We start from the raw sequence: 12,184 nt of genomic DNA, 5'->3' as shown, positions 1-12,184 counted from the left end.
TCAAATACTACAACTTTTTGAAAACACCTACAAAATGGTTAGTTATTTTCCGGAACTTCAAGAATAATCATATCTGTCCCGATTGTTCTTATATAATGCCACGGTACCTTAATTTCGTTCGTCCCTTTTCTCACACCCCATTTTCCTGAAGGAATAATTAAATGATTGATTTCTCCTGTCTTTGAATTAATCTCAAGATCTGTCTGCCCAAGTACACCTAATCGTTTAGCCTTTTTGTAATCTACAATTTCTTTGCCTCCTAATTCACTAAGACGCATAATCCCCCCTCCTTAAAGTGTGTGTTCAAAAAGGAGGATAAAAAGGACCAGGTCGGCTAACTACGCTGACGTCCTGTCAGCAACGCCGACACTAGCACATCCTGTGAGTGGAAGTTCTAGGTGGCACGGTTTCGAGCAGCGGAGAAACAAGCCAACTCAAAACACCGATGTGTCATTTTTACCGGACTTTTTGAACAACATTTAATACTTGTATTATTAATCATATATAAGTTGTCTGAACGCTTTTTAGAACAAAAAAACCCTTATCGTTTTCGACAAGGGGTTAATGTATTCGTTGCGGGATTCGATTATCAGGACTGATTAATGCAATGGTGTAATCATCCGTAAAAATTTGATTAGTAATGCCGTTAACGCTGTCTACAGTTACTTGATCAATTTCTTCAATCATTTCATCCAAAGTTCTATGCTTGCCTAATAACAATTCATTTTTACCGTTTCTACTCATCCTACTATTTGTGCTCTCAAGACTAAGCATTAAATTACCTTTTAATTGTTCCTTACTATTTTTCAATTCTTTAGAAGTGATGCCATCTTTCTTTAATAAATCAAGTGTAGAGTGGATCGTGCTATATAGTTCGTCCATTTGATTCGCACCTGTACCCCCATAAATCGTAACTAATCCACTATCTTTAAATGAGGAGTGATATGAAAATACGGAATATGCCAAACCTTTTTCTTCACGTACTTCCTGAAATAATCTAGAGGACATACTTCCACCAAATATGTTATTCATCACAATTAGATCGTAAATATTTTTATGTCCAATTGGCAAACCTTTAAATCCTATACATAGGTGAGCCTGTTCGGTATCCTTTTGCTTTGTGTATTTATTAGAATAAAAAGTAGGTTTAGATTCGGAAACTTCCTTTTTACCTCTTTCAAAAGATCCGAAATAACGCTCTACAATATGAATGAAGTCTTCTTTTACATTTCCTGCTATCGAAATTACAACATTTTCGGGAGTATACATATTATGTATATACTCTCTTAACAATTCACTAGTAAACGTTTCAAGTGTCTCCTCCGTGCCAAGAATCGGATATCCAAGAGGATGTGTATCGAAGGCCGCTTTACTTAATAAATCATGTACGATATCATCTGGCGTATCCTCATACATCTTAATTTCTTCTAAAACTACATTCTTTTCTTTACTTAACTCGTCTCGATCAAAAGTAGAGTTAAAAAACATATCTGCTAAAGTATCCAAGGCATATGATGCGTGATTATCAAGTACCTTTGCATAATAGCATGTATATTCCTTTGATGTGAAAGCGTTCACCTGACCACCAATGGAATCAAAGGATTCGGCTATTTCTCTGGCAGACCTAGTTTCAGTACCTTTAAAGTACATATGTTCCAAAAAATGCGAGATGCCATTATTATGATGATTTTCATCACGTGAACCTGTTCCAATCCATATTCCTATCGCTACCGATCTAACTGTTGGAATTGTTTCTAGGACAACTCTCACTCCGTTTTGGCATATATATTTTTTCATCATAGCAATTCCTCCTAACGTGGTGCAAAAACATGCCGAGTGTCCATAATCAAACAGGCTTATGGATTCATTCTCTCTTGTTCCATGTTTTGTGATCCATACAATTTTATTATACGTTCTTCGTCCATTAGTTTAGAGACTGTTCCGATCCTAAGATTTCGAGATTTAATTTCTGAGATTAAAGTTTGTAAAGCCTTATCGGTTGGTTCCGTTGGGTGCATTAATATCATTGCTCCTGGGTGAACCTTTGATGTAACTCGCTGGATCAAAACGTCAGTAGAAGGTTTCTGCCAGTCAATTGTATCTACTGTCCACATCAAGGTTTTAAGATTAAGCGAATGGGCAATGTCAATTGTTTCTTTTCGAAAAGCACCGGCTGGAGGTCCGAACCAAGTTACTTTTTTACCAGTAGTTGCTTCTATAATTTCATTTGTTTTAGAAAGCTCTTGGCGTGTTTCAGCAGCACTTAACAGTTGCATATTAGGATGGCTATAAGAATGATTTCCTATTTCATGTCCACCATCTGCAATCATTTTCGTTAAATCAGGATTTTCTTTCGCCCAACGTCCCTCCAAAAAGAAAGTGGCATGTACTTTATTTTTTTTAAGAGTAGCCAGCATAGATGGAATATATTCATTTCCCCAAGCAACATTTATTAAAAAACTGACCATAGGTTTTTCAGGATGTCCGCGGTAGATGGTTGAGGGCGGCAAATCTGAAAGGTGGACTTTAGGTGGAATTTGAATGAAAACTAGTTTCCTCTCATCATACATTTTATCTTTTTTCATGTTTTGATATGATGCTTCAATATCTACCTTTATCCCATTATAACCAGGCATTGCTTTCCAGACTCGATCTATTTTAGCATCTTGCGGTTCAATTTGATAATATTCCGCTGCCTTTACGATAAAATCAAATAATTCTTCTTCACGTTTACTAGCAAAAATACTATCACTTTGTAACTGGTTCATATACTTATTCGTATACGGATTGAATATCACAGATAATGATAGAATAGCAATCAGGGCAAAGGCTATCAAGTTTTTTGAACTAACCATGTCTATTCCTCCTTCATTTAAGATTATGAAAAAGGTGGACAAGATAGACCATTTGCCCATATATCAGCTAATTAACGAACTATTATAAGTAAAGCGTAAGCTCCTGCTCCTCCAGATGCTGGCCCACGGGATGGCTCCTTAGAAGGTGGCACTCGTTGCCCATATTACTTTTTGAGGACAAGTCGCTCGATTAGCAACAAGTACATTCTCCACCTCGGAGAAGGTGCTCAATCCCCTAGTACTTGCAGCTTGACAAGACGAAACGATGCGGCCAAAGGACAAGAAGTTTCAAGTCGATGGGCTGGACAATAAATGCCTATTTTCAAAAATATAGACTAATAAAACTTTGCGTACTTTCAAAAAAATAAAGCCAAGTTGCCTTGGCTCCATATGTTGTTATTCGTTATTTTGTTGTTCTTTTTGCTCTTTTAAGATTACTTTTCTTGAAATGTTTACTCTGCCTTGGTTATCTATTTCAATAACTTTAACGAGAATTTCGTCTCCGATAGATACGACATCTTCCACTTTATTGACGCGTTCTTCTGCAAGTTGTGAAATATGAACCAATCCATCTTTTCCTGGGAATAATTCGACGAAAGCACCAAATTTTTCAATACGTTTTACTTTTCCTAAGTATATTTGGCCAACTTCAACTTCTCGAACAATGTCTTCAATGATTTTCTTCGCTTTTACATTCATTTCTTCATCAGCAGAAGCGATAAATACTTTTCCGTCTTGTTCAATATCGATTTTTACGCCTGTTTCTTCAATAATTTTATTGATTTGTTTACCGCTTGGACCAATAACATCTCTAATTTTATCCGGATTAATATGCATTGTTAGAATCTTTGGCGCATATTGAGATAATTGTTTATTCGGTTCTTTAATCGTTTCTAACATCGAATCTAAGATGTGCATACGTCCTTGCTTTGCTTGCATTAAAGCTTCTTCAAGAATTTCACGTGATAAACCTTCAATTTTAATATCCATTTGCAAGGCTGTTACACCTTTTGAAGTACCAGCTACTTTAAAATCCATATCCCCGAGGTGGTCTTCCATACCTTGAATATCCGTTAAAACTGTATAATGCTCACCGGACTTCACTAGTCCCATTGCAATCCCTGCTACAGGAGCCTTGATTGGAACACCAGCGTCCATCATCGCAAGTGTGCTTGCGCATATGCTCGCTTGTGAAGTAGAACCATTAGATTCCAAAACTTCGGAAACAAGACGAATGGTATATGGGAAATCTGCTTCATTAGGAATAACTGGTTCCAATGCACGTTCTCCAAGTGCTCCATGTCCAATTTCGCGACGGCCTGGTCCACGGATTGGACCCGTTTCTCCTACACTAAAATGTGGGAAATTATAATGGTGCATAAAACGTTTGGATTCTTCTATCCCAAGTCCATCTAATATTTGTACATCACCTAGTGCACCAAGTGTACAAATACTTAATGCTTGAGTTTGCCCACGTGTAAATAAACCAGAACCATGCGTTCTTGCCAATAACCTAACTTCAGAAGAAAGTGGTCGAATTTCATCTGGTTTTCTTCCATCCGGACGAACTTTCTCAACCGTAATTAAACGACGCACTTCCTCTTTAACAAGGCTGTCCAATATTTGTTTTACTTGTTTTAGGGTAGCATCTTCAATGTTTTCACGTTCTGTAAAGTCAGCAATCACTTTTTCTTTCACAGCTTGGATTGCATCTTCACGTGCATGTTTTTCCTCTACTTGAATTGCTTCAATAAGAGATTTTTCACACATATTACGAACTTCCGACTCTAGAGTAGCGTCTACTTCATAAAGAACGACTTCTCTTTTTGGTTTTCCGACTTTAGCTGCAATCTCTTCTTGGAATTGAATAAGCTTTTTAATTTCCTCATGACCAAACATGATTGCTTCTAACATGATTTCCTCTGGCACCTCATCGGCACCTGCTTCAACCATATTGATTGCATCTTTTGTACCTGCGACTGTTAAATTAATATCACTATTTTCCATTTGTTCAACAGTAGGATTGATAATGAATTCACCATCTATTCTCCCAACAACAACCCCAGCAATCGGCCCTTCAAAAGGTATATCCGATACACTTAGTGCAAGTGAAGATCCAAACATTGCCGCCATTTCGGAAGAACAGTTCTGATCGACACTCATGACGATACTTACAACTTGAACTTCATTTCGAAAACCATCCGCAAAAAGTGGACGAATCGGACGATCAATTAGACGACTAGCTAAAATAGCCTTTTCACTTGGACGTCCTTCCCTTTTAATAAATCCACCCGGAATTTTTCCAACTGCATATAATCTTTCTTCATAGTTTACTGTTAAAGGAAAGAAATCTACTGCTTTTGCCTCTTTAGAAGCTGTAGCATTACTCAAAACCGCTGTATCACCATAACGAATTAAGGCTGATCCACTTGCTTGCTTTGCTAATTGTCCTATTTCTACTGTTAGGGGTCTTCCCGCCCAATCCATACTAAATGTTTGTTTCAATTGTTCCATGCATTCATTCCTCACTTTCATACGAATCAATCGTCCATCTTATTGTGGACTAGTGAATATAAAATGTTGTTGTCATTTTTTGGAATCAATGCCGCCAGCCGATTACTGAACATTAGACATAGGCACGAAAAGAATTAATAACTCGAAGCGCCTGTCCATTAAGGATTTTACTTATGTAGGAGAAATGACATGCTTGCTAGATAATTGATGTTAGAGCTATACTGAACCTAACTATTTAAAGGATTCAAATTTATAGTTCTGACTAGGCAAGATTATCGTACACATGTCCAATGTTCAGTTCTGCCAAGCATTACTTGACAGTCCTAAGCAGTATTGCCTCGGGCAGCAACATGAAACCACTTAATAAAATGACGAATTTGAAAAGCTCAAGTCCCTTACAGATAATAGTGTTTACTACGTGTACCCTCAATAGACATTCAAAACTATGCCAAGCGAGTTGACTTATCATTTTATGAGATGACCAGTAGTTCACCATACCATTAGGCGCTGGATCTAGTAGCTATAATATACTTATTGTTTCTTTTCTAACAAAAAAGCGGGAAAATTCCCGCTTTTTAATAGGCTATACGGATATTATCTACGTAAGCCAAGGCTGTTAATTAATTCACGATAGCGTTGCACATCATTGTTACGAAGATACGTTAAAAGATTACGACGACGGCCTACCATTTTTAGCAAACCACGACGTGAATGATGATCCTTTTTGTGCACGCGAAGATGATCGTTCAATTTGTTGATTTCTTCAGTTAAAACCGCAATTTGAACTTCCGGTGATCCGGTATCATTTTCATGAATCTTATATTGGTTGATGATTTCATTTTTACGTTCTTGAGAAATCGCCATCCTGTTCACCTCCTATTTTCCTATCCCCTGTTACCTAGCAAACGTTGGTGAGTCGTCTTGCCAAGCAAAGGTTCTTGATACTGTATTAGAATACATCTTTCCAAGGCAAAAATCAAGTTTATTTGTTCATCTTATCAAAGTATTCGATCGCTGTTTGGGTATCTTTAGAAATTTGTGCTTTCAATTCTTCGACGCCATTAAACTTTTTCTCATCCCGAATGTGAATATGCCACTCCACCTGTACTTTTTCTCCATAAATAGATTGGTCAAAATCTAAAATATGTACTTCTATTGAAAGTCTAGTTTGTCCGGGTTCTTTGAAAGTTGGCTTATATCCAATATTACATACACCGTTATACCATTTTCCTGCAACATAAAAGCGTACGGCATACACACCTGTTTTTGGAATGAGATAATCGTTTTCCAACTGTAAGTTTGCGGTTGGGAAACCGATTGTTCGTCCACGTTTATCCCCATGAACGACTATTCCTTTCGTAACAAAAAATCTTCCTAATAGATTACTCACTTCATCCGTTTCGCCGCTAAGTAAAAGCTGTCTAATTCTCGTTGAACTCACTTTTTCATGATGATCTTCTAATTTTGCTACTGTAGTCACTTCAAACTGTCCCTCGCCATGAATCGGCAAAGTTTCCATCGTTCCTTTCCCAAATTTTCCATATGAATAGTCAAATCCCGCTACAACATGCTTTGCGTTTAGTCCTATTAAATATTCCTTAACAAAAGTTTCAGGTTCTAAACTTGAAAATGAGGAAGTAAAACTTACTACAAATAAAAAGTCTATACCAAGTGTAGATAATATTTCTATTTTATCCTCCAGTGGAGTAATATATTGAACTTTCTTTTTTTCCTTTCCTAGTACGACTGAAGGATGCGGATCAAATGTCATGACAGCACTTTTCCAGTCATTTTCATTTGCTATATTACGTGCAGTTGATATGACTTTTTGATGCCCTTTATGTACACCATCAAAAAAACCCAATGCTATCGCCATAGGAGGGAAATCGTCTTTACTATATTGATGTGGATGATTGATCATTATTACTTTCAATTTTTTCACCTGCTATTCGTTTCGTATAACCTTCACTGGCTTAATTAGTGTTTCATTATCGGGATGGACCTGATAGATTGCGTAAGCTTTTTCTTCATAAACCATTACTACTTGACCATTCTCCGGCCAATTGTTTGGTCGCGGAAGAACAGCTCCATTTTTAATCTTTACCACTAAATTACTATCTAATGAAAAAAAGGACAAGTGAGAAATACCTTTTTCTAATGGATAAATATATTGAATGATTTCGTCTTCTTGAACAGCTTTTTCCAACTGGGCAAACGTAAGACAATCATTTGTTTTTATTGTTGCGGATTCCGTTCTTGTCAAAGAAGACATGTGTGCAGGATACCCTAATTTTTCTCCTATCATGACAGCCAATGTTCGAATATACGTTCCTTTACTACAATGGACTCGAAAGCGAAAGGAAAAGGTACCATTGCTTTTTTGAATCAAGTCATCGAGTAGCTTTAGTTCATAAATATGCACAGTTCTAGAAGGTCGTTCAATAGATATTCCTTCTCGCGCATATTCATACAACCTCTTTCCTTTTACCTTAACTGCGGAAAACATTGGAGGAGTTTGTTTTATTGTTCCGATAAAAGATTGTAGAACTGTATTTATTTCCTCTATAGAAATATCCCGTTCTATTTTTTTTTCTTCTATTTTTTCCCCAGAAGCGTCTTCAGTTGTTGTAGAAAAGCCAATCGTCACTTCCCCTTCATATACTTTACCAGCATCGGTAATGTACTCAGCAATTTTGGTTGCTCTTCCTAAACAAATGGGAAGAACGCCATCAACATCTGGATCTAATGTGCCAGTATGTCCGACCTTCTTCATTCGTAAAAGTTTACGTACTTTAAAGACACAATCATGAGAGGTCATTCCTTTTGGTTTCCATAATGGCAATATTCCTTCCATAAAAATAACTTCCCTCCTATTTACATGCAGGCTTCGTTAAACTTGAATATTGATTTTCTCTCCAATCAATATGTTGGTGAAATCAACAATGATTTTTAAGAAAGCCTAGATAAAAAAAGCCGTCACCAGTTTGGGCTAAGACCAATCATCATATAAATATAATATGAGTGATCAGTACAAAGCGTATATGGGACGGCTGAATACTTTAGCTCGTTTAGTCTTCTTTAATTTGTTTTAGTAAAGATTCAATTTTATTTCCATATCCAATAGATTCATCAAATTCGAAAGTAATTTCTGGAGTTTTACGAAGACGGATTCGTTGACCGATTTCTGATCTAATAAATCCTGTAGCTTTAGCAAGTCCTTTTAACGTATTTGCTTTTTGCTCTTCATCCCCAAGAACGGAAATATAAACAGTCGCTTGCTGTAAATCCCCAGTAACCTGCACGTCGGTTACAGTAACAAAGCCTACTCGAGGATCTTTTATTTTCCTACTGATTATTTCTCCCAGTTCTTTTTTCATCTGTTCTCCAACACGATTGGCACGTAAACTCATAACAAACACCTCTCATTACAGCCATTCAAAAGTTGTACTTACTCTTTCCCATTCTGGAAAAGAATCCAGAAAACTAAGAGCATTATTTAACTCACGTTCTGCAGCCTGACGGGAAGATGAAACAGTCGTAATAGCAATTTTCGTTAACTGCCATACATCTTGATGATCAACTTCGGCTGCAGATACATTGAATTTTTGTCTAAGTCTAGTTAAGGTCCGCTTAAGGACGGCCCTTTTTTCTTTTAATGAGTGGACATGAAAAACTCTGTATTCACACTCAACAAACCCAATCACTTACGCTCAATTTCTTCCATTACGAACGCCTCAATGATGTCTTCATCTTTTACATCATTGAAGTTTTTAATCGTAATACCGCACTCATATCCTTGGCTAACTTCTTTAACATCATCTTTAAAGCGTTTAAGGGCGTCGATGACACCTTCATAAATAACGATGCCGTTTCGGATAAGACGAACTCCGCTGTCACGTGTAATCTTACCATCTGTTACATATGATCCTGCAATCGTACCAATTTTTGATACCTTGAATGTTTGACGAACTTCCGCTTGTCCGATAATTTTTTCCTCAAATTCTGGATCAAGCATCCCTTTCATCGCAGCTTCAATTTCTTCGATTGCTTTATAAATCACTCGATGGAGGCGAACTTCTACATTTTCTGAGTCTGCTGCTCGCTTCGCATTAACATCTGGGCGAACATTGAATCCAATTACAATCGCATTGGAGGCAGCAGCAAGAGTAATATCCGATTCGTTTATAGCGCCAACAGCGGTATGAATGATTTTGATATTAACGCCTTCAACATCTATTTGTCTAAGCGCTGCAGCTAGTGCCTCTACTGAACCTTGTACATCCGCTTTTACGATTACGTTCAAATCTTTCATTTCACCTTGCTTCATTTGTTCAAATAATGTATCAAGGCTAACTCGTGAGCTTTCATTTCTAGATGCGAGCAATGCTTCCTGGGCACGAACTTCTCCAATTTGGCGAGCGGTTTTTTCATCATCAAATACAACAAACCGGTCTCCAGCCTGTGGTACATCGTTTAATCCCGTTATCTCTACCGGAGTAGATGGCGGCGCTTCTTTTACTCTTCTGCCGACATCATTTACCATGGCGCGTACGCGACCGAATGTGCTTCCAACTACTATCGGATCACCGACCTTTAATGTACCGTTTTGCACTAGTAAAGTCGCAACGGATCCACGTCCTTTATCAAGCTGGGCCTCAATAACAGTTCCGATTGCATTTCGGTTAGGATTAGCTTTGAATTCCTCTACTTCACCTACGAGTAAAATCATCTCAAGTAAGCTGTCGATTCCTTCCCCTTTTAATGCGGATATCGGAACAAAAATTGTATCTCCGCCCCAATCTTCAGGAACAAGGCCATGCTCAGTCAGTTCCTGCATCACTCGGTCCGGATTGGCAGTAGGTTTATCCATTTTATTTACAGCAACAATGATAGGAACTTCCGCTGCTTTAGCATGATTGATAGCCTCAACTGTTTGTGGCATAACACCATCATCGGCAGCTACAACTAGAATGGTGATATCAGTTACTTTAGCACCACGAGCACGCATTGTCGTAAAGGCAGCGTGTCCTGGAGTATCAAGGAATGTAATTTTTTTCTCATTCGCAACGATTTGATAAGCACCAATGTGCTGCGTAATACCTCCAGCTTCTCCTGCAGTTACCTTTGTATTGCGAAGTGAATCAAGTAAGGTAGTTTTCCCATGGTCAACGTGACCCATTATCGTCACAACGGATGGACGTTCAACTAAGTTTTCCTCATTTTCTTCAGTAAAATACACTTCTAGATCCGTTGTATCGATTTGGATTTCTTCTTCTACCTCAACCCCATAATCCGTGCAAATAAGTTCAATCGCATCTTTATCGAGTTCTTGATTAATAGTCGCGATTACTCCTAAAAGGAATAATTTTTTAATAAGCTCAGTTGGTTCTCGATGCAGCTTCTTTGCTAGCTCTCCTAATGAAAGAGAACCGCTGAATGTTATTTTTTCTGGTAGCTCTTTTTGCTTTTGAGGTGCCGGCTGATGTTGTTGCGGTCTCTGTCTTTGCTTATTGTTTTTATTACTTACATTATCTTTTCGATTTCTATTTGCGTTTTTATTATTATTTTTTTGTTGTTGGTTTTTATTCTGATGATTTCCCGTACCATTTTTCATATTATGATTACTTTGCCCCATCTCGTTATTACGTTGTTTCCCAGCCGGTCTTTGTTTTGGTGCTGAATTAGTGTGTGTGTGTTCAGAGCGGCGCTGGTGATCATTCGTATTTTTTGATTGATTTGGTCTAAACTCTTTAGACTGTCTCGTTTGATTACTATGAGGTTTCTGACCTGTTTGGTTACTTTGAGGTCTCTGACCCGTTTGATTACTTTGAGGTCTCTGACCTGTTTGGTTACTTTGAGGTCTCTGACCCGTTTGATTACTTTGAGGTCTCTGACCTGTTTGGTTACTTTGAGGTCTCTGACCTGTTTGGTTACTTTGAGGTCTCTGACCTGTTTGGTTACTATAAGGTTTCTGGACTGAATTCTTGCTATTCGGTTGAGCTTTAAGTTGTTGGCTTGTTTTTTTCGAATCGCTTTGTGTACTTTTACCATTATAAATGGAATCTAGTTTTCCAGCAGTTTGTGCATCAATCATAGACATATGATTGGAGACTTCTATATTCAAACTTTTCAACTTTGAAATTACATCTTTGCTTGATGTATTTTGCTTTTTTGCGTATTCATATACACGTACTTTACTCATAGGTTCACCCCCGTTTTATTCATCGAGCATTGAAGTTAGCTTTTTTGCAAAGCCTTCTTCCAGGATTGCTACAACTACTCTTTCGTCCTTCCCAATCGCATTCCCAAGTTTTTCCCTTGACTCTACAAAATAAAAAGGAATCTCGTAATAAGTGCATTTATCCCGTATTTTTTTTGAAGTATTTAAAGAGGCATCTTTGGAAATTAATACAAGCTTTGCTCTTCTATTTTTGATTTCCTTAACGACCAATTCTTCTCCAGAAATAATTTTCCTTGCTCGATATGCCAATCCAAGCAGTGACATCCATTTTTCTTGCTTCATTGTTTAGGCTTGCTCTCTTTATCTAATAATGCGAGAAGCTCTTCATAAACGGAATTATCAACTTCCGCATTTAACTGGCTAGCAAAAATGTTTTTCTTTTGAGCCGCAAGTATAGCATCACGGTCTAAGGAAACATAAGCACCTCTTCCGGATTTTTTACCGGTTAAATCGACCGATACTTCTCCATCTTTAGAGCGAACAATACGTATCATTTCTTTCTTCGGTTTCATTTCGCCCGTAGCCAAACATTTTCTCATAGGAATTTTTTTTTGAACTGCCAATTAACTCACCC

At 37.6% G+C, this 12,184-nt stretch carries 12 protein-coding genes; all 12 read right to left on the bottom strand.

From position 1 onward, the window contains the following. Window positions 1–38 precede the first annotated feature (38 nt). Entirely contained in the window at window positions 39–278 is a 240-nt protein-coding gene (locus KHA93_RS04970) for a YlmC/YmxH family sporulation protein (RefSeq protein ID WP_213109719.1), read from the bottom strand. Window positions 279–561: 283 nt separating this feature from the next. Next, entirely contained in the window at window positions 562–1,800 is a 1,239-nt protein-coding gene (locus KHA93_RS04965; protein ID WP_213109718.1) for a M16 family metallopeptidase, read from the bottom strand. Window positions 1,801–1,856: 56 nt separating this feature from the next. Then, window positions 1,857–2,855: a polysaccharide deacetylase family protein gene (locus tag KHA93_RS04960; protein ID WP_213109717.1), complete on the bottom strand. Its 999-nt coding sequence runs from the start codon at window positions 2,853–2,855 to the stop codon at window positions 1,857–1,859. 396 nt (window positions 2,856–3,251) lie between these two features. Next, on the bottom strand, window positions 3,252–5,369 hold the full coding sequence (gene pnp, locus KHA93_RS04955; RefSeq protein ID WP_213109716.1) for a polyribonucleotide nucleotidyltransferase: 2,118 nt from the start codon (window positions 5,367–5,369) through the stop codon (window positions 3,252–3,254). A gap of 594 nt (window positions 5,370–5,963) precedes the next feature. Continuing rightward, window positions 5,964–6,233 carry a 30S ribosomal protein S15 gene (gene rpsO, locus KHA93_RS04950; RefSeq protein ID WP_213109715.1) on the bottom strand — a complete coding sequence of 90 codons (270 nt, stop codon included), beginning with the start codon at window positions 6,231–6,233 and terminating at the stop codon, window positions 5,964–5,966. A gap of 118 nt (window positions 6,234–6,351) precedes the next feature. Further along, window positions 6,352–7,302, bottom strand: a complete 951-nt coding sequence (gene ribF / locus KHA93_RS04945) for a bifunctional riboflavin kinase/FAD synthetase (RefSeq protein WP_213109714.1) — start codon at window positions 7,300–7,302, stop codon at window positions 6,352–6,354. A 12-nt stretch (window positions 7,303–7,314) separates the two neighbouring features. After that, on the bottom strand, window positions 7,315–8,223 hold the full coding sequence (gene truB / locus KHA93_RS04940; protein WP_213109713.1) for a tRNA pseudouridine(55) synthase TruB: 909 nt from the start codon (window positions 8,221–8,223) through the stop codon (window positions 7,315–7,317). 214 nt (window positions 8,224–8,437) lie between these two features. Next, window positions 8,438–8,779 carry a 30S ribosome-binding factor RbfA gene (gene rbfA, locus KHA93_RS04935; protein ID WP_213109712.1) on the bottom strand — a complete coding sequence of 114 codons (342 nt, stop codon included), beginning with the start codon at window positions 8,777–8,779 and terminating at the stop codon, window positions 8,438–8,440. A 15-nt stretch (window positions 8,780–8,794) separates the two neighbouring features. Beyond that, on the bottom strand, window positions 8,795–9,073 hold the full coding sequence (locus KHA93_RS04930; RefSeq protein WP_213109711.1) for a DUF503 domain-containing protein: 279 nt from the start codon (window positions 9,071–9,073) through the stop codon (window positions 8,795–8,797). After that, window positions 9,070–11,571 carry a translation initiation factor IF-2 gene (infB, locus tag KHA93_RS04925; protein WP_213109710.1) on the bottom strand — a complete coding sequence of 834 codons (2,502 nt, stop codon included), beginning with the start codon at window positions 11,569–11,571 and terminating at the stop codon, window positions 9,070–9,072. The genes KHA93_RS04930 and infB overlap by 4 nt, the downstream gene beginning before the upstream one ends. A gap of 15 nt (window positions 11,572–11,586) precedes the next feature. Then, a complete protein-coding gene (locus KHA93_RS04920; protein WP_213109709.1) occupies window positions 11,587–11,892 on the bottom strand; it encodes a YlxQ family RNA-binding protein in 306 nt (101 codons plus the stop codon). Beyond that, entirely contained in the window at window positions 11,889–12,173 is a 285-nt protein-coding gene (gene rnpM, locus KHA93_RS04915) for an RNase P modulator RnpM (RefSeq protein ID WP_213109708.1), read from the bottom strand. The genes KHA93_RS04920 and rnpM overlap by 4 nt, the downstream gene beginning before the upstream one ends. Window positions 12,174–12,184 lie beyond the last annotated feature (11 nt).

This window comes from Lederbergia citrisecunda (genome assembly GCF_018343695.1).
GTDB lineage: Bacteria > Bacillota > Bacilli > Bacillales > Bacillaceae_C > Lederbergia > Lederbergia citrisecunda.
Note: the sequence above shows the minus strand (reverse complement) of the source record. Positions and strands in the feature narration are given on the sequence as shown.

Coding starts and splice junctions, on each gene's coding strand:
- rbfA (WP_213109712.1), bottom strand. CDS start 8,779: ATGAGTTTACGTGCCAATCGTGTTGGAGAACAGATGAAAAAAGAACTG.
- truB (WP_213109713.1), bottom strand. CDS start 8,223: ATGGAAGGAATATTGCCATTATGGAAACCAAAAGGAATGACCTCTCAT.
- pnp (WP_213109716.1), bottom strand. CDS start 5,369: ATGGAACAATTGAAACAAACATTTAGTATGGATTGGGCGGGAAGACCC.
- KHA93_RS04960 (WP_213109717.1), bottom strand. CDS start 2,855: ATGGTTAGTTCAAAAAACTTGATAGCCTTTGCCCTGATTGCTATTCTA.
- rpsO (WP_213109715.1), bottom strand. CDS start 6,233: ATGGCGATTTCTCAAGAACGTAAAAATGAAATCATCAACCAATATAAG.
- KHA93_RS04970 (WP_213109719.1), bottom strand. CDS start 278: ATGCGTCTTAGTGAATTAGGAGGCAAAGAAATTGTAGATTACAAAAAG.
- KHA93_RS04920 (WP_213109709.1), bottom strand. CDS start 11,892: ATGAAGCAAGAAAAATGGATGTCACTGCTTGGATTGGCATATCGAGCA.
- infB (WP_213109710.1), bottom strand. CDS start 11,571: ATGAGTAAAGTACGTGTATATGAATACGCAAAAAAGCAAAATACATCA.
- KHA93_RS04965 (WP_213109718.1), bottom strand. CDS start 1,800: ATGATGAAAAAATATATATGCCAAAACGGAGTGAGAGTTGTCCTAGAA.